Annotated in this window: 21 protein-coding genes and 1 pseudogene; 10 read left to right on the top strand and 12 right to left on the bottom strand. The window is 68.0% G+C overall.

Annotation, left to right across the window (positions count from 1 at the left end):
• Positions 1 to 12: 12 nt before the first annotated feature.
• A complete protein-coding gene (locus KCH87_RS00975) occupies positions 13 to 1,365 on the top strand; it encodes an esterase-like activity of phytase family protein (protein ID WP_210583298.1) in 1,353 nt (450 codons plus the stop codon).
• Positions 1,366 to 1,458: 93 nt separating this feature from the next.
• Here KCH87_RS00975 and KCH87_RS00970 read toward each other — a convergent pair.
• A pseudogene (locus KCH87_RS00970) lies at positions 1,459 to 1,570 on the bottom strand (IS5/IS1182 family transposase); the annotation flags it as partial.
• A 151-nt stretch (positions 1,571 to 1,721) separates the two neighbouring features.
• Between KCH87_RS00970 and KCH87_RS00965 the strand changes: the two are divergent.
• Together KCH87_RS00965 and KCH87_RS00960 are read left to right on the top strand one after the other, a co-directional pair.
• Positions 1,722 to 2,087 carry a PaaI family thioesterase gene (locus tag KCH87_RS00965; protein ID WP_247195602.1) on the top strand — a complete coding sequence of 122 codons (366 nt, stop codon included), beginning with the start codon at positions 1,722 to 1,724 and terminating at the stop codon, positions 2,085 to 2,087.
• On the top strand, positions 2,084 to 3,055 hold the full coding sequence (locus KCH87_RS00960; RefSeq protein WP_210583294.1) for an MBL fold metallo-hydrolase: 972 nt from the start codon (positions 2,084 to 2,086) through the stop codon (positions 3,053 to 3,055). The genes KCH87_RS00965 and KCH87_RS00960 overlap by 4 nt, the downstream gene beginning before the upstream one ends.
• Here the strand turns inward: KCH87_RS00960 and KCH87_RS49980 are convergent.
• Complete coding sequence (locus KCH87_RS49980) at positions 3,052 to 3,369, bottom strand: 3-methyl-2-oxobutanoate hydroxymethyltransferase (protein WP_282612905.1); 318 nt, start codon at positions 3,367 to 3,369, stop codon at positions 3,052 to 3,054. The two genes, KCH87_RS00960 and KCH87_RS49980, sit on opposite strands and share 4 nt — an antisense overlap.
• Positions 3,370 to 3,480: 111 nt before the next feature.
• On the opposite strand from KCH87_RS49980, the gene KCH87_RS48700 reads away from it, so the two are divergent.
• Entirely contained in the window at positions 3,481 to 3,999 is a 519-nt protein-coding gene (locus KCH87_RS48700) for a transposase family protein (RefSeq protein ID WP_308298711.1), read from the top strand.
• A gap of 27 nt (positions 4,000 to 4,026) precedes the next feature.
• Here KCH87_RS48700 and KCH87_RS00945 read toward each other — a convergent pair whose 3' ends face one another.
• A complete protein-coding gene (locus tag KCH87_RS00945) occupies positions 4,027 to 4,590 on the bottom strand; it encodes a DinB family protein (protein WP_210583292.1) in 564 nt (187 codons plus the stop codon).
• Between the two features lie 577 nt (positions 4,591 to 5,167).
• Here KCH87_RS00945 and KCH87_RS00940 point away from each other — a divergent pair.
• Positions 5,168 to 6,775: an ISL3 family transposase gene (locus tag KCH87_RS00940; protein WP_210583291.1), complete on the top strand. Its 1,608-nt coding sequence runs from the start codon at positions 5,168 to 5,170 to the stop codon at positions 6,773 to 6,775.
• 255 nt (positions 6,776 to 7,030) lie between these two features.
• On the top strand, positions 7,031 to 7,411 hold the full coding sequence (locus KCH87_RS00935) for a RidA family protein (RefSeq protein WP_210583290.1): 381 nt from the start codon (positions 7,031 to 7,033) through the stop codon (positions 7,409 to 7,411).
• Positions 7,412 to 7,540: 129 nt separating this feature from the next.
• Here KCH87_RS00935 and KCH87_RS00930 read toward each other — a convergent pair whose 3' ends face one another.
• Both KCH87_RS00930 and KCH87_RS00925 read right to left on the bottom strand, forming a co-directional pair.
• On the bottom strand, positions 7,541 to 7,954 hold the full coding sequence (locus tag KCH87_RS00930; RefSeq protein ID WP_210583289.1) for a VOC family protein: 414 nt from the start codon (positions 7,952 to 7,954) through the stop codon (positions 7,541 to 7,543).
• A complete protein-coding gene (locus KCH87_RS00925; protein WP_210583288.1) occupies positions 7,951 to 8,535 on the bottom strand; it encodes a dihydrofolate reductase family protein in 585 nt (194 codons plus the stop codon). Before KCH87_RS00925 ends, KCH87_RS00930 begins: the two co-directional genes overlap by 4 nt.
• Before the next feature lie 399 nt (positions 8,536 to 8,934).
• Between KCH87_RS00925 and KCH87_RS00920 the strand changes: the two genes are divergently transcribed.
• Entirely contained in the window at positions 8,935 to 9,138 is a 204-nt protein-coding gene (locus KCH87_RS00920) for a hypothetical protein (protein WP_210583287.1), read from the top strand.
• A 153-nt stretch (positions 9,139 to 9,291) separates the two neighbouring features.
• On the opposite strand, the gene KCH87_RS00915 is transcribed toward KCH87_RS00920, so the two are convergent.
• Positions 9,292 to 9,891: a DUF308 domain-containing protein gene (locus KCH87_RS00915; protein WP_210583286.1), complete on the bottom strand. Its 600-nt coding sequence runs from the start codon at positions 9,889 to 9,891 to the stop codon at positions 9,292 to 9,294.
• Positions 9,892 to 10,103: 212 nt separating this feature from the next.
• Here KCH87_RS00915 and KCH87_RS00910 point away from each other — a divergent pair, with 212 nt between their 5' ends.
• Both KCH87_RS00910 and KCH87_RS00905 read left to right on the top strand, forming a co-directional pair.
• Positions 10,104 to 11,285: a sensor histidine kinase gene (locus tag KCH87_RS00910; RefSeq protein ID WP_210583284.1), complete on the top strand. Its 1,182-nt coding sequence runs from the start codon at positions 10,104 to 10,106 to the stop codon at positions 11,283 to 11,285.
• Complete coding sequence (locus tag KCH87_RS00905) at positions 11,285 to 11,944, top strand: response regulator transcription factor (RefSeq protein ID WP_210583283.1); 660 nt, start codon at positions 11,285 to 11,287, stop codon at positions 11,942 to 11,944. Before KCH87_RS00910 ends, KCH87_RS00905 begins: the two co-directional genes overlap by 1 nt.
• Before the next feature lie 247 nt (positions 11,945 to 12,191).
• Here KCH87_RS00905 and KCH87_RS00900 read toward each other — a convergent pair whose 3' ends face one another.
• The 3 genes from KCH87_RS00900 to KCH87_RS00890 all read right to left on the bottom strand — a co-directional run bounded on the left by KCH87_RS00900 (position 12,192) and on the right by KCH87_RS00890 (position 15,950).
• The gene (locus KCH87_RS00900) at positions 12,192 to 13,178 is read right to left on the bottom strand and encodes a LacI family DNA-binding transcriptional regulator (protein WP_210583993.1); all 987 of its coding nucleotides are present in this window, start codon (positions 13,176 to 13,178) and stop codon (positions 12,192 to 12,194) included.
• A gap of 109 nt (positions 13,179 to 13,287) precedes the next feature.
• Positions 13,288 to 14,232, bottom strand: coding sequence for an ROK family protein (locus KCH87_RS00895; protein ID WP_210583282.1), 945 nt, complete (start codon positions 14,230 to 14,232; stop codon positions 13,288 to 13,290).
• Positions 14,232 to 15,950, bottom strand: a complete 1,719-nt coding sequence (locus KCH87_RS00890) for a class I mannose-6-phosphate isomerase (RefSeq protein WP_374198930.1) — start codon at positions 15,948 to 15,950, stop codon at positions 14,232 to 14,234. Before KCH87_RS00890 ends, KCH87_RS00895 begins: the two co-directional genes overlap by 1 nt.
• A 279-nt stretch (positions 15,951 to 16,229) precedes the next feature.
• Between KCH87_RS00890 and KCH87_RS00885 the strand changes: the two genes are divergently transcribed.
• On the top strand, positions 16,230 to 20,009 hold the full coding sequence (locus KCH87_RS00885) for a polysaccharide lyase family protein (protein ID WP_210583281.1): 3,780 nt from the start codon (positions 16,230 to 16,232) through the stop codon (positions 20,007 to 20,009).
• Positions 20,010 to 20,081: 72 nt separating this feature from the next.
• On the opposite strand, the gene KCH87_RS00880 is transcribed toward KCH87_RS00885, so the two are convergent.
• Genes KCH87_RS00880 through KCH87_RS00870 form a run of 3 tightly spaced genes read right to left on the bottom strand, consistent with a single transcriptional unit; the run spans position 20,082 to position 23,307 of the window.
• Complete coding sequence (locus KCH87_RS00880) at positions 20,082 to 20,996, bottom strand: carbohydrate ABC transporter permease (RefSeq protein WP_210583280.1); 915 nt, start codon at positions 20,994 to 20,996, stop codon at positions 20,082 to 20,084.
• Entirely contained in the window at positions 20,993 to 21,925 is a 933-nt protein-coding gene (locus tag KCH87_RS00875; RefSeq protein WP_210583279.1) for a carbohydrate ABC transporter permease, read from the bottom strand. Before KCH87_RS00875 ends, KCH87_RS00880 begins: the two co-directional genes overlap by 4 nt.
• Positions 21,922 to 23,307, bottom strand: a complete 1,386-nt coding sequence (locus KCH87_RS00870; RefSeq protein ID WP_210583278.1) for an ABC transporter substrate-binding protein — start codon at positions 23,305 to 23,307, stop codon at positions 21,922 to 21,924. The genes KCH87_RS00875 and KCH87_RS00870 overlap by 4 nt, the downstream gene beginning before the upstream one ends.
• Positions 23,308 to 23,333: the final 26 nt, after the last annotated feature.

Here is a 23,333-nt window from a genome sequence, read left to right as displayed (position 1 = left end):
GATAGGACACCCATGCGCCACAAATCCCCAGCGCGCCGCGGACGCGCGCTCCTCGCCTCCCTCGCCGCGGCCGGACTCCTCGGCAGCCTGGCCCTCACGAACGGCTTCGCGGCGGAACCCGGGGCGGACACCTCCGGGAAGCCGCAGGGCGTGCGGCTCCTCGACACACTCACGGTCCCCGCCGGGACGACGGAGTTCGGCATGCCGTTCGGCGGGTTGTCCGGCATCGACTACAACCGGCAGTCCGGCGAGTACGTCGCCCTCAGCGACGACCGCTCGGAGAACGGCAAGGCACGCTTCTACACCCTCCGACTGCCGCTCGACGGGGCAGCGTTCGCCGACGACAAGCCCGCCATCGACGGCCTGACCGTGCTCGCCGACACCACCGGTGAGCCCTTCGCCCCCAAGGCGGCCGACCCCGAGGCGATCCGCTGGACCCCGGGCGGCAAGAGCCTGCTGTGGACCAGCGAGGGCGCCTCTTCAAGCGGGCAGCCCGCCTTCGTCCGCGAGGCGGCCACCTCTGGCGGGTACGTACGCGAACTCCCGCTGCCCAAGGCGTACGCCCCTGTCCGCTCGGCCTCGGGCACACTCACCGCCGGGGTGCGCAACAACCAGGCCCTGGAAGGGCTCACCCTCTCCCCGGACGGGCGCACGGTGACCACCGTCACCGAGAACGCCCTCGTCCAGGACGGCCCCGCGGCCGGGCTGACGGTCAAGAGCCCGTCCCGGCTGCTGCTGATGAACCGTCGGACAGGCAAGCCGAAGGCGGAGCACGTCTACGAAGTCGACCCGATCTCGGACGCGCCCACCGCGCCTTTGCCCCCGCCGGTCGGCACGTACTCGGCGGACCGCGGAGTCTCCGAGATCCTCGCCGTCAACGAGACCGACTACCTCACCGTCGAACGGTCCTTCGCCTCAGGTGTCGGCTTCTCCATCCGCCTCTACTGGACCAGCACCATCGGCGCGACGGATGTCAACGGCAAGGAAGCATTGTCCGGCACGGAGAAGCCGATGCCGAAGAAGCTGCTGTACGACTTCACCACCTCCGGCACCGACGCCGACAACGTCGAGGGCATCACGTGGGGACCGCAACTGCCCGACGGCTCCCGCTCACTCGTCCTCGTCGCCGACGACAACTTCGGCTTCAACGGCAGCGTCACGAAGTTCCACCTGCTGTCCGTCCGTTCGGATCTCCTTGCCACCCGCACCCCGGACGTCAACGGCGACGGTGCCGTCAGCGCCAAGGACCTGGCTGCCGTCAGGACCGCCGGCGCGGCCGGAGACCTCGACGGCAACGGCCGTACGGACGCCGCCGACGTCCGGCTCTGGATCTCGTACGCCCGCGCCTTCCCCACAACCCAGTAGCCGCAGTCCATCGGCGCCAGCCCCTTCCTGTCCGGCCTTTTCCACGACAAACCCACCGTCGAATCCGTGGATTAGCCGCTCAGGGACGTCACCAGCGTCGAACAGCGTCTCATCGGGCGTGTCCTGTGTTCCGCCGCCCTGCGGCCGCACCCCTCGGCGCAGGGATCAACGGCTTCGCAATCTCCGACAGCCCGTCCGGAACAATCCAACTCCACGTTCCCCGCTTCGACGACGGCGATCACCGCGCAGACTGTCGCCGGGGCCGGCTACCTCCTATGGCTTGGCTGTGGCGTGCTGAGGCAACCGACCACCTTGACGGCCACCGACGAGATGATGACCGTCATTGGCGGTTCCTTCTGATCGCACGCATCTCCCACATCGGTCCCGGCCGCGTGCACGTCGTGCTCCCCGGCCGGCCCGAAGTCACCCAACAGCACGGCTACTTCCACGCCGGTGCTACCAGTGCCATCGTGGACAGCGCCGGCGGCTACGCGGCCTTCACGTTGTTCCCCGAGAACACCGAGGTGCTCACCGGCGAGTACAAGATCAACCTCCTCGCGCCTGCCGTCGGCGACCACATTGAGGCGGTCGGAACCGTCCTGAAGTCCGGACGCACCCTGACCGTCTGTCAGTTGGAGGTGTTCGGCGTGCAGGAAGGGCGGCGGAAGCCCGTCGCCAACGGGCAGCAGACGCTGATCCCTGTGAACAGGCCCGAGCAGTGAGTGAGGAGCCGCTGCCGTCCTGGGTGACCTGGCAGCAAAGGCCGTTCCCCGACGCCAACCTGCTGCTGCTGCGCGGGCGGCAACCGGCCCTGGTCGACAGCGGGTTCGTCGGCCACGCCGAACAGACGGCCGCCTGGGGCCGTGCCCACGCCGGACCCATCGACCTGGTCGTGAACACCCACTGGCACTCCGACCACGTCGGTGGCAACGCCCTGCTTCAGGCGAGCGGCACCGGCATCGCGGCCGGGACCCCGGAAGCCGAGGCGATTGCCCGCAGGGACCCCGGCTGCTGCGCGGCCGAACACCTCGACCAGCCCGTCGCCCCCTACACGGTCGACGTACCGCTCGACGACGGGCAGATCCTCCGCCTCGGAGATGCGGACTGGCAGGTCATCCGCACCCCCGGCCACACGCCCGGTCACCTCGCACTGTGGCAGCCGGAGGAGCGCCTGCTCGTGGTCGGGGACGCCCTGTCGGACTACGACGTCGGCTGGGTCAACTTCGCCCTCGATGGTCCCGACGCGGCCGCCACCGCACTCGCCTCCCTGAAGCGGATGGCCGACCTGGCCCCACGCGTGCTGCTGCCCTCGCACGGGCCGATCCCCGCCGACACCGGCACCGCGTTCACCACCGCGCTGCGCCGCGCCCAACGCCTCGTCGACGACCCGGCTGGAGCTGTCTGGTACGGCGCGCGGCGGATCTTCGCCTTCGCCCTCATGATCCGCGACGGGATACGGACCGACGAGATCGAGCCCTACCTGCACGCGCGGGCCTGGCTCACCGATGCGGCACGGCTGTTGGGCAGGACACCCGAGGCACTCGCCGCCGAACTTGTTGGCTCGATGCTCCGCAGTGGCGCCGTCGTCCTGCAAGATGGACGCCTGCGAGCCAGCGCCGAGCACACGCTGATCGCCGCAGAATCGCTTCGGGTGCCCTACCCCCGCGCGTGGCCGGCGGCGACCCGCTAGAACGTGTGCTCCGGTCCAGGGAAGGTTCCTGCCGCCACATCCGCCGCGTAGTCCCGCGCAGCATTGAGCAGGACGGCGTGCACGTCGGCGTACTGCTTCACGAAGCGCGGCAGCTGCCCGGTGCGCAGCCCGACCATGTCCTGCCACCCCAGAAGGTGGTCCCGGAGCGTGGGCCGGGAGTTGTGGAGTCCGCGTTGCCGGCGGAGTATCAGCGCATCCTGGCTGCCGTGCGGTCGGCCGGCAGTCCGGTCGCAGGGCGTAACCAAGGTGCCCCCGGCGGCTGTTGGAACTGTGTGACGAAAACCAATAAGCATGCCAGGTACACCGTTTCCCTGGTCTACTAGTGCCGCCTGCCCGCTGTCCACGCGCACCGTGAACTACCTCGCCGATCTGCTGTGCGGCCACCTGAAGTCGATACGGTCCAGGTGGCGGGCACTGCCGGCCGGGAGGATCGCGACCATCGTGCTGGCCGCGCCCTGAAGAAGATCGCCCGGCGGGGCGGCGAGGTCGTCCTGATCGACGGCACCCTGATCCCCACCCAGCGCCGCACCGGGACGGCGAACCGGCCGAACTACTCCGGCAAACACCACCGCCACGGCCTGCACGTCCTCGCCCTGACCGACGAACGGGGCCGGATGATCTGGATCTCCGCGGCTCGGCCCGGCCGCACTCACGACGTCACCGCCGCCCGCCGTGACCGCATCCTGTCCCACCTACGCGCCGCCGGCCTCGGCGCCCTGGCCGATCTCGGTTTCCTCGACCTGGACGACGACCCGGATGACCCCGTGGTCGTCACCGGCTTCAAGGCCCCCCCGCGCCCGGGTCGAGCACGGCTTCGCCCATCTCAAGACCCGGGACCTCCGCCCAACACCAGCATGACCACCCCGAACGACCCTCACGCCACCACCCTGACCAGCTACTTCAAGAGGGCGCAGCTTCACTGAAGTTCGCAGCCACGGAGCGTCACGGAGTCATATTCGGCGCGGTGCGGCTCCGTCCTGCCAGAGGTAGAGGTCGCGCAGCAGGGAAATCTCGGCGCCGTGATGGATCAGCTCCCTGTTGACGTGCAGGACCCTGTTTTCCATGGGAAACCGCTCGGGACCCACCGTGGGCGGATTCTCCAGGTCAGCGTCCGAGAGCTCGCGGACCCCCGCGTTCCATCTCCCATACATCTCATCGAGCTGTTTCAGCGCCTCGTCAGCGGTCCCCGCGTAGGCGAATGTCTCGGAGTCGACGCCCTGGCCGCCGAAGTACCATCCGACCCGATAGCCCAGGCACGAGACGATGATGTGCGCCAGTCGCCAGGCAATCGTGGTCACCGGCGCCGGCACCGGGCCAGGGGACGCGGAGTCCATCGTCCATTCCCCCGAACCGGCCGACATCGGTGCGGCCGACGTGCCACGTGGGCGAACGCTCCAGCAGCCGCGCACCGGCTCCCAGAAATACTCCTCATCGGCAAGACCGTCCAGCCGCGGCCGCAGGTTCTTGTGCCAGTACCAGTCCAGTTGCTCCGCGAGTCGCTCGCCTCTTGTCATTTCCGCACACTACAAACAACGGAGACCCGACTGCGACCCTCGCGGACGCCATCGCCGGCCGTGGGCCGCGAGTGCGTACCCGCACCGGGAGTTGACGCTGGGGGCTGATGTGCCCTTCGGGCCGCGCCGCCGCGAGCGGCTGTTTGACATTGACAACCCGGCTGGCTGGGTTGGGTTCAATGACCAGCAGCTCCACCGGCCGGCGGCTCTCCACGTCCACCAGCACGGTTCCGTAGACACGGCCCTTGCGCATGGCGTACTCGTCGACGCCGACCGCCGTCGGAGGCGTCGGGGTTGGCTCGGGCAATGCGTGAACCATTCGCAGCACCCCGCGTCAGCCCCGGCACCTGTTCCACGAACGTTCGCCGCGGGCACTCCGCAGTCGGGCAAGTGAACTGCCGCACCCGCAACGCACCTTCACCCTGAAGGGCATCAAGGCACGCTGTTTTCGGGCAACTTCACGTGCGATTCCGAGAGTCTCCGCTATCACGGTGAGTGACTGCACCACACAAGTCGGCTCTGTCGCTGATTTGGGGGTGCGCGGCGACCGCGGACGGGTGGGCATCACCTGGGTGTGATGGATGCGGTACGCGTCGGCGACATTCTTCTCCCGGGTGTCGGGGTGCAGGTCGAGCAGGTAGCAATCGAGGACACCAAGGTCCGTCTTGTTGTGCGGTCGCTGGCGGTGTCGGCTTCCTGTCCGGAGTGCGGGCAGAGATCCTCGCGGGTGCACTGCTACTACCAGAGGCGTCTGGCGGACCGTCCCGTCGCTGGCCGGCACGTACGACTCGACCTGCGAGCACGTCGTCTCGTGTGCGGGAACGACTGTTGTTCTCATCGGACGTTCGCAGAGCAGATCCCGGCCCTGACCCGACGGCACGCACGCCGCACGGACGCTCTCACCGCTCAACTCACGGACATCGCCCTATTCTTGGGCGGCCGCGCGGGAGCACGTCTGTCCATGCGGATGGCCATCACCACGTGCAAGGACACTCTGCTCCGGCTGATCCGCGCACTGCCCGTCCCCCAATCCGGCCCCGTTCCGCATCTCGGTGTCGACGAGTTCGCCGTGCGCCGCGGCCGAAAGTACGCGACGATCCTGGTCGACATGGCCACCCACCGTCCCATCGACGTTCTCGCGGACCGCACCGCGAACACCTTCGCGGCGTGGCTTCGGAAGCATCCCGAGGTGCGGATCATCTGTCGTGACCGTGCTGGTTCCTACCGCGACGGGGCTTGCGCGGGTGCTCCACAGGCCCGACAGGTGGCCGATGCCTGGCATCTGCTGCACAACCTGGCCCAGGCCGTCGAACGCATCGTCGGCCGACACCGCGCCAACCTGCGCGAACCCTTCATGCTCCGAGACAATCAGGACGACGACCCCTCGCCTGCGGCCTCCGCCCTCGCCGAGTTGGACATCCACGGACGACCGCGTCCCCTCGTCGCCCGCACCCGTGAGCGCCATCAACAGATCCACGAGCGCATCGAACGCGGCGACAGTCTGCGCGCCATCGCCCGTGAACTCCATCTCAGCCGCGGCACCGTGCTCCGTTTCGCACAGGCCGCCGGTGTCGAAGAACTCCTCGTCGCAGCGACCCACCGCCCCAGCCTGATCGACGACTACCGGCTCTACCTGCACCATCGCTGGATGGAAGGCTGCACCAACGCCTCCGCGCTGACCCGGGAGATCCAGAACCTGGGCTACCGCGGTGACGTCAACACCGTCCGCCGCCACTTACGGCCCTATCGCACCGGAGTGATCCCGACGGATGCCCCTCTGCCTCAGCTGACCGTCCGCCGTGTCACCGACTGGATCATGCGTCGGCCCGAGCAGCTCATGGACATCGAGCGCAAGTGCCTCGACGACTTATGCGTACGCAGCCCCGCACTGGCCACGACCACCGAGTACGCCCGGCGCCTGACCCTGTTGGTGCGGGAGCGGCGCAATGAGCACCTTGCCTTCGACGTCTGGCTCGCCGACGTCCGTCTGGACGGACAACGAGAACTCCGCACGCTGGCCGGCGGCTTGCGGCGCGACCGCGCAGCGGTCCTCGCGGCCCTCACCACCACGCACACCTCGGGAGCAGTCGAGGGCAACGTCACCAGGATCAAACTGCTGAAGAGACAGATGTACGGTCGGGCCAACTTCGACCTTCTTCGACGCCGCATCTTACTGTCACCGTGATCAACCGGGTGCCACCCCCAAATCAGCGACAGAGCCCACAAGTCGAGCCAGAGCATGGGAGCTGACACCACTTGTCACTCAGAACGGGGGAGCCCGGTTTCGCCGGAGGGCGAAGTATCTGAGTTCTGGCAACACCCGGGGACTTGCGGTGGGAGCCTGAGGGCGCTCTGCGGGATGAGGGTGCGGTGGCGCTACCGATGTCCAAGGTTGATCTGTACGCGGCGAGCAGAAACCTTCCAGAGAGGAGCACATTCGATGCCCCGAGAAGTCATCTCCACCCGCGAGGCGCCGGAGTACCCCAGTTACAGCCAGGCGGTCAAGGTCGGCAGCACGGTCTACGTTGCTGGAACAGTCGGAGTCGACGTGGCGACCGGTGAGCTCGCAGGACCCACGGTCCAGGAGCAGACCCGCCAGTCACTGCTCAACTGCCGGGCGATCCTGCGCGCCGGTGGCGCCGAGCTGAGCGATGCCGTCATGGTCCACACCTTGCTCATGCGCCCCGAAGACGCTGACGGCATCATCGAGGTCTTCGACGAGTTCTTCCCCGACGTGCGGCCGCCGCGCTGCGTGAGCAAGCTGGGTGTCGAACGGCCAGGGATCCTGGTGTCGATTGCCATGGTGGCCGTCACAGACTGAGCGTCTGTGGGGTGCTCATGCGGTTACGGGAGCAATCGTCGATACCTGTGGATGAGGTGGGGATGACGCCGCGCGTTGCGCTGCGGCCGTGCCGAGGGGAGCGTCGCCACCCCGCTCACCGTGACCACCTCAGGAGAAGTCTGCTGCGGTGATGCCCTCGGGATGTCCGAACGGCCACTCCACCAGCTCGATCCGGTAACCGTCCGGGTCCGTGAGCCATGACGTCTTCGGGCCGTGAGGGCCGCCCGGATACTGGACAGGCTCCGGCTCCATGCTGGCTTCGGCCAGCGTCTTCAGGGTGACAGTCAGCGTGTCCACCTGGATCGCGAGGTGGTCGATTCCGCTGCCCACGTCGACGCGTCCGTCGGCGGGACGGTGGACCAGTTCGAGTGAGGCCGCCGGTTCGCCGGGGAACTTGAGGATCACGAGACGGCTCCCGTCGCCGACCTCGACCCTGCCCAGCTCGACGTAGCCCAAGGCGGCGTAGAAACGGAGCGAGCGATCCAGATCGGTGACGCGGTAGGCGGCGAAGAGCGTCTTCACGCGGCCTCCCCGGGTCGGCGCACCCGGTAGCGGAGGTGCGTGACGTCTCGATCCTCGAGCCGTCGGACGAGGTCGAGTTCGATGTGATCACCACCAAGGTGGTCGAACAGCCGTCGACCGTCCCCGAGGAGGACCTGCACCAGGTGGATCTCCATCTCGTCCATCTGCCCGGCTCGGAGAAGCGCTTGGGCCGCCCCCGCCCCATGGACCATGACCGGCCGGTCCCCGGCGGCGGCGCGAGCCTGACGGGCGCAGTCCTCGACGTCGGTGACGAAACGCGCATGGCCGGGTGGCACGTCCCCGTCATCCACCTGGTGGGTGAGGACGAGGATCGGCACGCCGTCGTGATGGTCGCCCTGCCAGCGCCCCGCGAGTTCGAAGGTCCGTCGGCCGGAAATCACCGCGCCGGTCGCCAGCGCTTCGCGGTACACCTGGCCGCTCGGACCCTCGGATTCCCGATCGTCGAGCCAGTTGAAAAGCCGTCCGCCGTCGCGTCCGAGCTCCTGACCTGGCCGATCGCCCGGCCCGGCGATGTAGCCGTCGAGCGACATCGACATGTACAGCCGAATCGGATTGTGCATCCTGGCCTCCATCTCTCCTCCATGACACCGGGACCCACCGCTTCCTGATCCGCCGACGGGGCGGCCATGTCACCAGGAAGACTTCAGGCAACCGGCAAATTCATCGGCCTGACGCGCCGGCCCTGCTGCCAGGCCGGCGCGCGTGGGGGAGTTGCAGTCAAGATCTGTGGATGAATCGACGTCGTTCAGGCTGCGTGGCGCGGGCGTTCGACGCGCCTCATCGCCCCGCTTGTCGTTGACCCACGAGGCCTTGACCTCCACCGCCCCGCCCGCAATGGTCACCGAACATCGTGTGGGCGCTGGCCAACCCGAAGACCGGCGAACGCGAAGTCCTGGCCTCGATGCTGGAGACCGACGCCGGCCTGGTCGCCGTATGCGAGGGCATCCTGCTCATCTCGGATGCTCGAGAAGGTCCGCCAGCTCATCGAATCTGTCAATGACTCCCTCGAAGGCCAGCTCGACCTGGAACAACACGGCGGCCGGACCTTCGAGGGCGAAGCCGTCCGGGTCGCTCAGCGCATCCTCGCGATGACGGCGGCGATCTGGCACAACCGCAGGACCAGCGCCCCGGTCACCCGATGCGTGATCGCGTACGACCACTGATCACCGTTGGCAAGCAGCGCCTTGAGAGCCTTGTACGCGGCGATGGTCTTCTCGAAGCGGCCGGTGCAGGATCAGCAGGTCGATCTGCTCGACGGCGAGTTCGCGGAAGACGCTGCGCCTCCGGGAGAGAGGCGATGGCTCCGACGGCGGTGGTCAACGCTTTTCGCGTCGGCTGCGGATGCTCAGGGCGATGACGGAGACAAGGAACCAGAAGGCACCGAAGGCGGAGTATCCGGCGAGGGTGGACAGGCTGCTCGTCGCCGAGGCGGACATGGCAGCGAAGGAGGCACCGGCGAGGACGGACAGCCCGCCGCTGATGACCATGGGCCACTGGGCACCGACGGTGCGCCGACGCCGGATCGCCACGACGAGCTGGATCGCTCCGGAAAGGAGGGCCCAGATGCCGAACGCGAGCAGGGTCGTCCCGATGGTGGAGAAGACGGCGATGATCATCCCGGCGGTAGTGGCCAGGCCGAGAGCCATGTTGATCGTACCGACGCGGTCCGTGGAGCCGGTGGTGCCGGACATGCGGCGCTCTAGGAGCGTGACGATGACGTCCCACAGGGGGTAGACGACGAGCAGCACGGCCGCGATCAATGTGGGCTTGTCCGTCGACACGAGCGAGGCGGAGGTCGTGGCGACGAGTGCCACCCAGACCAGGGAGAAGGCGACTCGGATCAGATAGAGCGATCGGAGCCCGGAGAGCGTGGTTGAGGTCGTGGTCGTGCTCGAAGTCAGGGTGGTCTGAGTCATCGGGTGTCCCGTTTTGTGATCGTGATGGTGTGAGGCGGTCGCCTCGATGAGGAGTCTCAGCGGCCTCGGGAGGGGCCGCGTACTTCGAACGAAGTAGTTCTGCCATCCACTTCGAATCGAATGAGTTCTGCCCTCCCCATCGCCCGGACCGGGCTCGCCGTCTACTTCATTCGAAGTACACGGCCGCAGCACACGTGGGCGAGAATCAGGCCATGGTCAAGGCGCAGATCAATCAGGACGGGCCCGTGGCACCCCTGTGGGTCCGCCGCCCCGATGCGCTGCACCTCGTCGCCTATTCGGTGGCCGCGCTGGTGTTCACCGGCCAGATCGTGGCAGTGATCCTGCGAGGGTCGGATTGGCCGACGGCCCTCTCCGTGCTCCTTGCCGGTGGCGGTGTCGCCCTCTCGTGGCGGAGGCCGTGGGCGGGACTGGTCGTGACGAGCGCGGCGTCCTTCGCCGTCACGGCGGTGGGCCACGACCCGCTGTCGGTGTGGATGATGGCGGTGCTCGTGCTGTTCTCGGTCACCGTCAGGGGGAAGCAGCCGCTGGTCGGAACCGGCATCGTGGCGGCGTTCTTCCTGGGGGCGTTCATGACGCTGGGAGGATTCCGTGGCGGCGCGATCGTGGGAGCCGCCGCACTCTTCTCAGCCATCGCAGGAGGTGCGACAGGGGCCGCGCTGCGCATCCACCGAGAGCACTGGCGCACCCTGGAGGAACGGGCCGAAAGCGCCATCGCCACCCGCGAGATTGAAGCCACCCGACGGGTGACCGAGGAACGACTCCGCATCGCCCGGGACCTCCACGACGTCATCGGCCACCAGGTCGCGATGCTGAGCCTGCATCTCGGTGCCGCGGAGATCGGGCTGCCCGAAGACGCCGAGGCCTCCCGGCAGGCCCTCGTCTCAGCCAGGTCCAGCGCCCGCACCGTCGTCGTCGAAACGCAACGGATCCTCGCGCTCCTCCGCCTCGAAGACGACATCTCCGACGACGAGGCACTCCGGCCGACCCCGGCGCTCAGCGGCCTGGAAGGCCTCATCGCCTCTTTCGAGAGCATCGGCCTCGACGTCCATCCCTCCATCGACATCCCCGCCGGTTTCGTGGAGCCCAGCGTCGGCGTGACGGTCTACCGGGTCGTTCAGGAAGCACTCACGAATGCCTACCGGCATGGAGAGGGGGCGGCAACGGTGGATGTGCGCGAGCGCGACGGCAGGATCTGCGTCACCGTGGAGAACCGCGTCGGTCACTCACCGCGCGGCTCCGGCTCGGGCGGCGGACTCGGACTCGTGGGGATGCGCGAACGCGTCGAGTCCTCCAGCGGGCGGCTGACGATCAACAGTGACGACGGGCGATTCCGGGTCCATGCGGAGTTCAGCCCCCTGGGAGCCGTCGTCTGATGACGCGGATTCTGATCGTCGACGACCAGGAAGAGATCAGGGCCGGTATCAAAGCAATGCTCAGGCTCGACCCAAGCCTTGTAGTCACGGGCGATCTCTCCGACGGACTTCAGGTCGTCCCCTTCCTCCGGGACCACCCCGTCGACCTGGTCCTGATGGACATCCGGATGCCCGGCATTGACGGTGTCGAAGCCACCCGCCGGATCCGCAAGGAGCACCCACCCGAGGAGATGCGGGTGATCGTGCTGACCACTTTTGACCAGGACGACATCGTTCTCGCCGCCCTTCGCGCGGGCGCCAACGGTTTCCTGAGCAAGACCGTGAGCCCCGCTGAACTCGTCGCCGGAATCACCGAGGTCGTCGGCGGTGGCGGTGCGCTGTCGGCCGCCGCGACGGCCGCGCTCATCGGTCACATGACCGACAGCCCGCCCCCGGTGATCGACCAGGAACTGTTGCGACGCTTCGACGCTCTGACACCCAGGGAGCGGGACGTGGTCGTTCTCGTCGCGAGCGGTCTCGGCAACGATGAGATCGCGGCACAGATGTCGGTGTCGCCGTTCACCGTGAAGACGCATGCGGTGCGGGCCATGACGAAGGTCGGCGCACGTGATCGAGCGCAACTCGTCTCGTTCACTTTCCGGGCCGGCCTCTACCCCTGAGCCTGCCGGGCAGAACCCCGAAACAGGTGGCCGCCGTGGCGATGCCGAGCAGTCCGGCGGGCGGGACGGCGTGGGCACGTACCTGGAAGACCTCGCCGTCGCACTGAGCGAGCAGCGTGCCTGGACCTGTACCCGGAAAGACCCCGAAACGGGCCGAAACCCTCACCGAACACGTCCGCTTGAAACAGCAGCGAGGTCAGACGCCAAGCTCAAGGGGTCCATCGGCGTGTCAGTGATCTCGTTGAGGTCAGCTGTTGTGTCGTGGCCCGTACTCGATGACGTTCGTGGGGACCACCGTGCGTCGTGCTGGAAGGGGGCGGTCGGAGCTGGGGCGGATGCGGTCGATCAGCATGCGGGCCGCGCGGCGTCCGACTTCGTCGGGATCGTAGGCGGCGATGGTCAAGGGGATGCCCAGGACGTCGGCGAGTTCGAAGTTGTCGAAGCCGGCCAGCGCGGTGGTGCGTGCGGAGATTCGCACGGCACGTACGGCCCCCTGGGTGAGCCGGTTGTTGGTGCAGAACAGGGCGGTGGGCGCATCCGGTCTGTCGAGCAGTTCCTGGGCCGCCTTCTGCGCTGTGGCGGGGTCGCGCAGGCCGCGGCGTACGAGCAGTTCGTCGGGCTCCAGGCCTGCTTCCTCGTGTGCGGCCCAATAGCCGCGGAAACGTTCGGCTCCGGTGTACAGGGCAGGGGGATTGCCCAGGAAACCGATACGGCGGTGGCCCGCGGCGATGAGGCGTGCGGTGGCGTCCCGTGCACCGCCGAAGTCGTCGACCAGGACGCAGTCGGTGTCGATGTCCAACGGCGGGCGGGATGCCAGCACCAGCGGCATTTTGCGTGCGGCCACCAGGGCCAGCGGCCCCTGTCCGGTGCCCGCCGGGACCAGCACGATGCCGTCGACCTGCCGGGCCAACAGATCGTCCACCAGCTCCTGCTCGCGGTCGGTGTCCTCACCCGTATTGGCCAACAGGACACGCAGTCCGTGCTCGCCCGCCACTTCCTGCACGCCCAGCGTCAGCCGCGAGTAGAACGGGTTCGCGATGTTCGTGACGACCAGACCGATCAGGCCGCTGCCGCCCACACGCAGGCTGCGCGCAGTTTCGTTGAGTCGGTAGCCCAGCTCCTCGACAGCGGCCAGGACCAGGGCCCGCGAGCCGTTGCTGACCCGTGGATCCCCTTTGAGGACGCGTGACACGGTCATGGCGCTGACGCCTGCCTGCGCGGCCACGTCCCGCATGGTCGGTGCGCCGCCGCTTGAGGCTGGCTGAGCCATTGCACGTCCCCGAATTCTCGCTGTGCCCACGCCACGTCGCGTGCCTGAGGGGGCTGAGCGGATCCCGCCCATTCTATGGGACCACCGGCTGCTGTTCGGTGGCCGTGGAGCGGGCCCAGTGGGCGGCGCCGACCAGCGGAGCCTGGTCGGGCCGCTGCGCGGGCCGCAGGGGCGGTACGTGCCGGCCATCATCCGAAAGGCCCGCGGAGAGAGCTGGGCCGAGTACGTCGAGGGAGGCAGCCATCGAGCCGCCGACGACGATCACTTGCGGGCCGAAGCGTGACAGCCATGGTGCCAGGGCCCGTCCCAGGGCTCCGAAGCAGTGCCCGACGGCGGCGCATGCCGCCGCGTCGCCGCCCCTGGCGGCGGCCATGATCTCCCGTACGTCCGGAGCCGCATGCTTCTGGGACAGCGCGGCTGATTGCGCGTAGCGGTCCCGTATCGCCTGCCGTGACACCACTTCCTCCAGAGGCACCCCGTCGACGGTGAGCCGGTGGACGCGGCCCTCCGGCGGCACGTTGTGGCCTTGCGTCAAGGGGTGTCCTTCCTCGAGGAAGGTGGATCCCACACCGGTGCCCAGGGTCAGGCACAGCGCGCGTTTGTGGCCTGTCGCCGCTCCGCCGTGATACTCGCCCAGGGCGAAGGCGTCCGCGTCGTTGAGAAAGCACAGTCGTGCCGGAGCCGGTTGGATGCCGGCGCGCAGGCTCGCTGCGACATCGACACCGTGCAGGGATTCGAACTTGCCCATGCCACGGAAGAGCCCGACACCCCGTACGCAGTCGAACGGTCCCGGAACAGCCACCCCCCAGCGCGCGCCCGCCGGTGCACCGATGCGTTGGGCCGCGCCGGCGATCGTGTCGAGGATGTCGGCTGACTGAGCCTGTGAGTTCAGCTCCTGCCGGATGCTGGTGGGGATGCGGCCGTCCGCCGTCACCAGTGCGGCCGTCACATGCGTTCCGCCCACTTCCAGGACCGGCACTGTGTCCTCGTCCGCAGCGGTGTGAGCCTCCGGGGTCATCACGGCCGCGTCACCAGGGACTTGACCACGGTGACCGGGCGGGTGCCCACCGGCCGCAGCCGGTAAGCACCCACGCCGGCGGGAACTGTGATCGTCTCCGCGAACGCGAGAGTGTGCGTACGCCCGTTTCGCGTCTCGATGACGACACCGTCGCCCGCCGCGACGTTCAGGATGTGGAACCTGCCGTCGGTGTCGTCCTCGGCCACTGCCTGCGGGGAGTCGATGACAAAGCGGTGCACGGCGTAGAACATCTCCGGCAACCCGCCGATGAGTTCCTCGCGCCAGCCGTCCTCGGACCGCAGCGGCTGCGGTTCGGGCACCAACTCCTTGCCTACGTCTTCGCCGAGCCGTGACGTGTCCAGGTTGGCGAACGCGTGCGCATGGGACAGCGGCCGCGGCGCGCCGGAAGAGGAGACGCGCTGCCAGTCGTAGAAGCGCAGCGAGTACAGGTAGGGGGTGGCGCTGACTTCCAGAACGAGGTTGCCCGCCCCGGATGCGTGCGGGGTGCCGGCCGGGATGAGGAACAGCTGTCCCGCGTCGGCGGGGTGCACCTGCACATGCTCGGACGGGTCCATCGCCGTGCCCTGCGCGGCGGCAGTACGCACGTCCCGGAGCAGCGCCTCGGGATCGGCGTCGGAGCGCAGTCCGAGAAAGACCTGTGCGCCGGGCTCGCCGGCGGTCACGTAGTAGGACTCGTGCTGGGTGTAGGGCCAGCCGAAGCGCTCGCGCATGTACTGCTCGCGCGGGTGGCAGTGCAGGGAGAGGTTGCCACCGCCGACGGTGTCGAGGTAGTCGAAGCGGATCGGGAAGGAGGTGCCGAAGCGCGCGTGCACGTCCGCACCGAGGAATTTCTGCGGATGCAGCACGCACAGCAGCTGGAAGGGCAGCTCGACCTGTGCGTCGGCACTGTCGCCGACGAGGACTCCCGATTCAGGGGCGATCAGCTCGTAGCCCAGCGCGGTGTTGCGGTCCTGCGGTGCGAAACCCAGTTCCTGCTCGGCCCAATGGCCGCCCCACGGGGTGGAGTTGAAGTAGGGGCGCGTGCGTACGGGCCCAGCGGCCAGGTGGGCGAGGGTGGCGCGCACCGCGTCGCCGTCGAGGAAGGCCGGGCCGCCGGAGCCCTGGACGTCGAGCCACCCGTCGATGCGGGCGGCCCACGCGTCGCGGTGACGGTCGGCGACCGGCCAGTCGGTGTAGAACAGGCTGCGCAGTTCGCCGACTTGGTGCGGGCGCCCGAGGTTGGCGCCGACGGGCAGTTCGCCGCGGGTGACGGCGGCCTCCGCGTACCGCTTGGGCAGATCGGCCCACCACAGCACGTCCGCGCCGCACAGTGCGGCACCGGGGCCGAAGGCCAGCATGACGCCGGATGACGGGCGGGTGATGACGGGCATGCCCGCCGGGAAGAGGTCCGCCATGGTGAACTCGGCCAGTTCGAGGAAGAACGGGTCAGCATCCGGCCCGGGCACGCACAGCTTCCGTACGGCCTGCTCGTCCCACTGCTCTCGTACGTCACACACTTCGACCGGTACCCCCTGTGCGTGCAGGGCCGCGGTCATGCCCTCGGCCAGGACCGGCCAGTCCAGCGCGGCCGGTCCGTCGACGGCCAGGACCAGTGGCCTGTCCGGCAGGGCCTCGACTGCGGACGCCCATCCGGCACGTACGGCACCGCCGACGGCGACGTAGCGGGGGTGGCGTTCGTAGCGGCGGGGCTGGGACACGGCGACTCCTTGGTGGACGTGCAACGACGACGGCTCTGATATCGATAACATTCATGCTCCAAACATGCCACCACCTGAGCGGCAGTTCGATGACGCCACCCTTTCGGCCAAAAGCCGCCTGCTGCTGCACATATGGCGGCCCATTGGTGCCGTCGAGGAAAGTTGACCGCTTCCCGCGGGTTCCATTGGGATGAGATATCGATAACATCCATCGCGGCCGGCGCGCCCTGATCGTCCATGCCGCGCTTCACCGATCCGGGTTCCAGGACGAGGAGGCCCATGACTTTCGCCAACCGCGCCAGAGGGCGCCGCATGCCCGTGGTGGCCGCGGCCCTGTCGGCTGTGCTCGCAGCCGGGACGCTCGCACCCGAGCCCGAAGCCGCCGCGGCCTCCGGGGGATCGCCGCCGGTTGCGCAGAGGCAGGACGGTGTGCCGGCCCCGGTGTTCACCATCGGTGCCGCCGACCAGTCCGACCAGGACTTCGCCCTGGCACCGGGCAGCTACAAGGACTACCCGAAGGCATTCCCCTCGGACGTCGACTACACGGTCGGTAAGAACACGCCTGCCGACTGGCCTTACGTCCAGCCCGGCCCGGACGACGCCTGGGCCGGGAACAAGGCCCATCCGTTCACCGTGCACTACCGGTTGACGAGCGATCAGGTGCGCGACCAGATGCTGCGGATCGACCTGCTCGACACGCAGAAGAGTCCGTCGGTCCGCGTAGCGTCCAACGGTCGTGACCTCGCGACGGCCACCGCACCACAGGGCAACGGCGCCGGCGTCTACGGCCTGAGCGACGCGAGCGGGACCACCTCGGCGATGACGCACCCGCGCCAGATGGGATTCGTCGTCCCGAAGCAGGATCTGCACGTCGGGGACAACACCCTGACCCTCACCAACGTCAAGGGCTCGTGGAGCGTCTACGACGCACTGTCGCTGGCGCCGGCCCCTGACCGGCTCGGTCCGGTGCATGTCCTGGCCACCGAGCCGACACCGTTGTTCGTCCGCGACCACGGGTCCGATCGGCAACTCGTCGACGTGTCCGTGGACAATACCGCCGCCGCCGGGCCGGCCACGCTGACCGCCACAGTCGGCGGGAAGCAGACGGCGACCCGCATCGACACGCTGCCGACCGGGCGCTCCACCCAGCGCATCAAGGTCCCGCCGACGGCATACCCCGGCCCCGGCCGCCTGGACATCCGGGCGGAGTTGGGCGACGACTCGGCCACCTATCCGTTTTCCCTGCCCTACCAGCGGCGATGGCAGATCGACATGGTGGCCGGCAGTCACCTGGACATCGGCTACCACTACGACCAGGACACGACGCGCCAACTTCAGAACGCCTACCTCGACCAGGCGGTGGCCCAGTGCCGCGCCACGGCCGACTATCCCGACGCGGCCCGCTTCCGCTGGATGATCGAGCAGTCGTGGATGGTGGAGAACTATCTCAAGGACCGTTCCCCGGCCGACATCGACAAGCTCAAGGGCTGCCTGAAGTCCGGTCAGTTGGAGATCACGGCCGGACGCAACAACAACCTTCAGGACCTGGCGAGTACCGAACAGCTCACCAGATCCCTCTACCAGGGCACCCGGACCTTCCCGGACAAGTTCGGCGTCACGGTGGACACTGCGGTCCAGGACGACATCTCGGGGGTGAGCGCGCAGTACATTCAGATGCTCTCCCAACAGGGCGTCAAACTGCTGCTCAACGGAACAAATCCGGATCACACCACCCGCTGGAGCGTCCCGCACACCACTCAGGACGCGCCGGCCCTGTTCAACTGGCAGGCCCCCAATGGCAGCAAGGTCCTGACCTTCTTCGGTGCCAACAGCTACAACGAGGGCTACTACGTCGCCCCCGACCTCAAGTGCAAGCTCGCCCCCTGGCCGTCGGGCGACTCCTGCCGCCCGGACAAGGCCAACAGCGACAATCCACTGCCCTACACCCCCGTGCCGCCACCCGCGCACCCCGAGTCCTTCGTGCCCGGTCTGGCGTCCGGCGTGGCCAACCAGCTGGCCGGTCTCCAGGCGTCCCGCTACCCGCAGTCGGTCTACCCGATGATGTTCGCGCAGGACAGCAATCCGCCGATGAGTGGCATCTCCGACGTGGTGCGCTCCTTCAACCAGACGTACAGCTGGCCCAAGTTGGTCCAGTCCACCTCCTCGCGCTACCAGAAGGACGCCGCCACCCGCCACGGTCAGACCTCGCCCTCCGGCTACCGGCCCGATCCCACGTCGAAGGACGTCGACCAACTGCCCGTGAAGAAGGGCGACTACACCGACTGGTGGTCCGACGGCGCGGGTTCGTCGTCCGCGGAGACCGGCGAGACGATGCGCGCCCAGTCGCGGACCACCGCCGCCGAAAGACTCGCCACCCTGGCCTCCGGGCCGAAGGCCACCACGCCGTGCCGTACCGACGAGGCGTACGCCCAGGCCGACCTCTACACCGAACACACCTGGGCCAGCCCCAGCCTCATGGAGAACGACCCGCAGTGGGCCGTGAAGAAGTCACGAGCCGACCAGGCGAGCGCACTCAGCACCAAGGCCCTGCACTGCGCCGTACACGCCATGGGCCAGAGCATCGACGGGCCGGCCAGGACGCCCGGAATCGCCGTGCTCAACTCCCAGTCCTGGAAACGCACCGACATCGCCACCGCGACCGTGCCCCAGCACTGGAACGGCCGCCTGGTGGACACCTCGACCGGCCGTCAGGTGCCCTACCAGCACACCGGCGCGCGCACGATCCGGTTCCAGGCCGCGCAGGTACCCGCCCTCGGCTATCGCACCTACGCCCTCGAAGCCGGGCAGCACACCGCCGCCGCACCCGATCCCGATCTGCGGTGGGACCAGAACACCGGCACCCTTGAGAACTCCTACTACCGCGTCAAGATCTCGCCCCGAAGCGGTGCGGTCACCTCGGTGTATGACAAGAGTGAGCGACGGGAACTGGTGGATGCCACCTCGCCGTTCAGGCTCAACCAGTACGTCTACCGGCCCAACCCCGCACGCAACAGTCCCACCACACCTGACCGGCAGTGGTCGCCGAGTGACGCCAGGATCTCGGTCGCCGAGCACGGCCCGCTCAGCATCACCATCAAGATCACCTATCCCGGCACACCCGGCGGCAAGGACGCCGACGGCAAGGCCACCGGGGTTGAATCAGCAGGCGCCACCCTCACCCTGGATGCGAACACCCGGCGCCTGGACATCGCCGACACCATCGACAAGACCAAGGTGTCCACACCCGAGGAGGGCTACTTCGCCTTCCCCTTCAAGCAGGACAACCCCACCGTCACATACGGCGGTACGGGTGGCCCGGTCGCGCTGGTGGACGGACAAGCACCCGGCGCAGCGATGGACTGGCAGGCCGTGCGTGGCTATGCCGACGTCTCCGGCCCGGGCGGCGGTGTGACCCTGTCCACCAGCGACACACCGCTCATGGAGTTCGACCACATCCGCAGCATGGAACTGACCGGGCGGCCCGGTCGGCTGGACACCGCCGACGACCACCCTGACCTGGACAGCGTGCGGCCCAGGAACGGATCAGTTTTCTCCTACGCGTTCAACAACCTCTGGGGGACCAACTACCGGCAGTCCCAGGACGGTCCGATCACCTACCACTACACGGTGAGCAGCCACAGAGGCGGCTTCGATGCGGTCGCCGCGACCCGCAACGGCGAGAGCACCGGTGACCCGCTGCGGTCCGTGTCCCTGGCCACCGGTCACAAGGGGGGCCGCCCGCAGGGCAGTCACTCCCTGCTCTCCCTGGACGCCCCCGGAACCATCGTCCAGACCGTCAAACCCGCCTACCGCGACGGCCACGGCAGTGAGGCACGCCTGCCGCTGACCATCCGCCTACAGGAAGTGGCCGGCACCGACGGGCCTGTCAAGCTGCACCTGCCCTACGCGGTATCGGCCGCCCAGCTGGAAAACCTGACCGAAGAACCAAGGCGCCACGGTCAGTTGTCCGTACGCAGGGACGGCCAAGGTTCGGTGGTGACCGTGCCCGTGCACGCCTACGACATCGTGACCCTCGGCCTTCGTCCCTCGGCCGGCTGACCGTCCCCCTGCCCACGGGGCGGGAGCGTGGCGCGGATCGAGCCGGTACATACGGCCTCCTTTGTGAGGCGCTCATTCCTTGCTCGATCCGGCGAGCATCCCGGAGACCAGAGTGCGCTGCGAGAAGACGAAGAGCACCAGCACGGGCAGGATGGCGATGAGGATGGCCAGGGCGAGTTCGGGGATGGTGACGTTCAGTCCGGCGCCGGCGACGGGGTTGAAGGACGGCGTCGAGGTGAGGAGTTGGTTCAGGCCCACCTGGACGGGGAACTGCTCGCTGTTCGGCAGGACGAGATACGGCAGGAAGAAGTTGTTCCAGTTGCCCACGAAGCTGAAGAACGCGACCAGTCCGACCACCGGTTTGGCGAGCGGGAGCGCGATGCGGGAGAAGAGCTGCCACTCCGTGCAGCCGTCGATCCGCGCGGCGGACAGCAGGTCCCTGGGGAGGCTGCTCCCGAAGTAGATGTAGACCAGGTACACGCCGAACGGATAGAAGGAGAAGGGGAGTATCACCGACCAGATGGTGCCGATCAGATGGAAGCGGTTGAGCTCCAGGAAGATCGGCAGCACCAGGGTGGCCTGCGGCATGATCATGGTGACCAGGGTGATCACGAGGAGCGTCTTGCGTCCCCGGAACTTCGTCAGCGCGAGTGCGTAGCCCGCCGGAACGCTGACGGCCAGCGTGAGGATGAGCGAACCGCCCGAGTAGACGGCCGAGTTGCGCAGCCACCTCGTCATGGCGCCGTCCTGGAAGGCGAACAGGTGCTGCCAGGCCGTGGCGATCTGATGGAACGTGCCGAAGGAGAGGGGGTTGTCCCGCACCACTTCGCCGGCGGTCTTCGACGGTGCCAGCAGCAGCCAGATCACCGGCAGTACGAAGAACACCAGCAGCAAGGCCAGGAGGAGTCCCACGACCAGGAAGGGGAGGGTCCTGGACGGACGGACACGCCGCCTCACGGCCGTAAGGAAGAGGGTCGTCTGTGTCATTTCTCGTCCAACTTGAACAGGTTCGAGCGAGCGACCAGTAGCCCGGCGGCGAGGAGGCCCACGGCGAGGAGGACGACGGAGATGGCGGCGGCGCCGTTGAAGTCGCCCTGCTGAAAGGCGTAGACGTAAGCGAGCTGGTTCGGCGACCAGGTGGGACTCACCCTGCCGAGGCTGGCGGTCTGGAGAAGCTGGGGCTCCACGAACAACTGGGTGCCCGTCGCGAAAGCCATGATCGTCATGTAGACGATCCACTGCCGGATCATCGGGATCTGGATGTGCCAGGCGGTGCGCCACGGGCCCGCGCCGTCCATGCGGGCTGCTTCCAGCACCTCGTCGGGGATGTTGTTCAAAGCCCCGTACATCACGACCATCCAGCCCCCGGCGCCGGTCCAGAAGGCGATCAACATGAGGATCAGCGGCAGGTTGCCGGGCGCCAGGACGGCGGCGAACGTCTTCAACCCCATGGCGGTGAGCAGCCAGGACACCGGGCTGACGGCGGGGTCCAGCATGAACAACCAGACCAGAACGCTCGCCACTCCGGCGAGGGCGCCGGGGATGTAGTACAGGAAGCGGAAGAGCGCCGATGTGCCCGGACGCACGCGACTGCGCAGGATCACAGCGGTGAGCACGACCAGGACGACGAGGGTCACCAGCCACATGACCAAATAGATCAGCATGTGAGTGAAGGCCGGGGCGAAGCGGTAGTCCTGGACGACCTTCACGAACTGGTTGAACCCCGTGAACTGGCCCCGGTCATTGGTGAACGCGAGGAAGAACGCGTACCCGGTGGGGAAGACGCCGAACGCGAGCAGCAGCAGCACGTAGCCGGCGACGAAGAAGTAGCCCGCGCGACCGCGGCCCTTGCGCCGCGGCGTGGTACCGCGGCGCAAGGGGGAGACAGCGACGCGCTCGGTCTCCAGCAAGGTCACTGATCGACCACCTTGTAGCCCTGGGTCCTGGCCTCGTCGGCTATCTCCTGCTGCCAGGCCGGCAGCGTCTCGGTCAGGCTCTTTCCGGCGGTCAGGGCCGGGAGGACGACGCTGGACCAGGCGGTGGAGTCCGAGAACCTGGTGTTCGACCAGCCGGTCCACACCTCGTTCGCGGCCTGCTCGAACGGCTCGCTCACGTCATTGGCGAAGTAGTTCCTGTTGGCCGGGTTGGCCACCCAGGCCTTGGCGGCCTGGGTGTAGGCCGGATAGGTGGGCGCGGTGGCCTGGTTCTCGTCGGAGGTGGTCAGCCAGGTGACCAGGTCCGTGGACGCCTTGAGGTTGGCGCTGTGCGAGGACACCATCCACACGCCGCCGCCGACGTTGCCCGTGGCGGTCGTGCTCTCGCCCTGCCATGTCAGCGGGGGAGCCGCGGCGATCTGCTTGGCCGGAGTCTTGAAGCCGGCCTTGAAGAGGTACTGGCCGTACCAGGAAGGGCCGTAGGCCATCAGGACCTTGCCGCCGCTGTTCTTGGCTAACCCCTGGCTGAAGAAACCCTGCGTGGCGATGGCCTTGGCGCTGATCAGGTTGTCCAGCAGCTTCGCCATCCGCGTGCACTTCGGGTCCCGTAGGTCGGTGCGCAGGGTGTCTGGCTTCACCAGGCTGAACGCGGGGCACTGGCCCGACCAGAAGTACGACTCATGGGAGTTGGTGTCGCCCACCGAGCCGACCAGATAGCCCGGATGGTCCTTGGCGACCTCCTTGCCGAGGGCTTCGTACTCCTGCCACGTGGTGGGGACCTGGTAACCCCACTTGTCCATAAGGGACTTGTTGTACCAGAGGAGGACCTGCGCGATGTCGTTGCGCATGCAGTAGGTGTGGCCGTTGAATTCACAGGGCGTCAGCGAACCCTTGGCGAACCCGTCCAGGGTGCTCTGCGGTACGAGCTTCTCGTCCAGGGGGGCGGCGAACGGCTGCGCGTCTGGCGTGGTGGCCTCCGACGCCCAGGTCACGTCGGTCGGCGTGCCGAACACCACGTCCGGCCACCCGCTGCCGGTCCTGTCGAACAGCTGGACCTTTGACTTCAGATACGTCGATCCGTCGGCTCCGCCGTCGTACGTGACGATCTTCAACTTCACGTCGGGGTGCGACTTCTGGTACGCCTGCACCGATGGCAGTCTGGTCGAGTCGGCCCACACCGTTATCCGCGAGCCCTCCTTCTGCGCGGCCGGCTTGAACGCCGACTGCCCGGAGGGGGAATCGGTGGTGGTGTCGGCGCTGGCGCAGCCTGCCAGGGCGGTCGTGGTGGCCAGGGACAGTGTGACTGCCGCCGTGCGGAGCAGCGAGTGACGCCGGCCGGTTCTCGGAGATCGGGAAGACTCCATTGTCTTGCCTTGCCTTTCTGTTCTTG

Source organism: Streptomyces sp. GESEQ-35 (genome assembly GCF_017948485.1).
Taxonomy (GTDB): Bacteria; Actinomycetota; Actinomycetes; order Streptomycetales; family Streptomycetaceae; genus Streptomyces.
This window is presented reverse-complemented; position numbering and strand designations above follow the sequence as displayed.

What these genes read in the sequence shown, in the direction of transcription:
- KCH87_RS00975 (WP_210583298.1), top strand. Translation starts at nt 13, where the DNA reads ATGCGCCACAAATCCCCAGCGCGCCGCGGACGCGCGCTCCTCGCCTCC.
- KCH87_RS49980 (WP_282612905.1), bottom strand. Translation starts at nt 3,369, where the DNA reads ATGCTTATTGGTTTTCGTCACACAGTTCCAACAGCCGCCGGGGGCACC.
- KCH87_RS00945 (WP_210583292.1), bottom strand. Translation starts at nt 4,590, where the DNA reads ATGACAAGAGGCGAGCGACTCGCGGAGCAACTGGACTGGTACTGGCAC.
- KCH87_RS00940 (WP_210583291.1), top strand. Translation starts at nt 5,168, where the DNA reads ATGGATGCGGTACGCGTCGGCGACATTCTTCTCCCGGGTGTCGGGGTG.
- KCH87_RS00935 (WP_210583290.1), top strand. Translation starts at nt 7,031, where the DNA reads ATGCCCCGAGAAGTCATCTCCACCCGCGAGGCGCCGGAGTACCCCAGT.
- KCH87_RS00925 (WP_210583288.1), bottom strand. Translation starts at nt 8,535, where the DNA reads ATGCACAATCCGATTCGGCTGTACATGTCGATGTCGCTCGACGGCTAC.
- KCH87_RS00920 (WP_210583287.1), top strand. Translation starts at nt 8,935, where the DNA reads ATGCTCGAGAAGGTCCGCCAGCTCATCGAATCTGTCAATGACTCCCTC.
- KCH87_RS00915 (WP_210583286.1), bottom strand. Translation starts at nt 9,891, where the DNA reads ATGACTCAGACCACCCTGACTTCGAGCACGACCACGACCTCAACCACG.
- KCH87_RS00910 (WP_210583284.1), top strand. Translation starts at nt 10,104, where the DNA reads ATGGTCAAGGCGCAGATCAATCAGGACGGGCCCGTGGCACCCCTGTGG.
- KCH87_RS00905 (WP_210583283.1), top strand. Translation starts at nt 11,285, where the DNA reads ATGACGCGGATTCTGATCGTCGACGACCAGGAAGAGATCAGGGCCGGT.
- KCH87_RS00900 (WP_210583993.1), bottom strand. Translation starts at nt 13,178, where the DNA reads ATGCGGGACGTGGCCGCGCAGGCAGGCGTCAGCGCCATGACCGTGTCA.
- KCH87_RS00895 (WP_210583282.1), bottom strand. Translation starts at nt 14,232, where the DNA reads ATGACCCCGGAGGCTCACACCGCTGCGGACGAGGACACAGTGCCGGTC.
- KCH87_RS00885 (WP_210583281.1), top strand. Translation starts at nt 16,230, where the DNA reads ATGACTTTCGCCAACCGCGCCAGAGGGCGCCGCATGCCCGTGGTGGCC.
- KCH87_RS00880 (WP_210583280.1), bottom strand. Translation starts at nt 20,996, where the DNA reads ATGACACAGACGACCCTCTTCCTTACGGCCGTGAGGCGGCGTGTCCGT.
- KCH87_RS00870 (WP_210583278.1), bottom strand. Translation starts at nt 23,307, where the DNA reads ATGGAGTCTTCCCGATCTCCGAGAACCGGCCGGCGTCACTCGCTGCTC.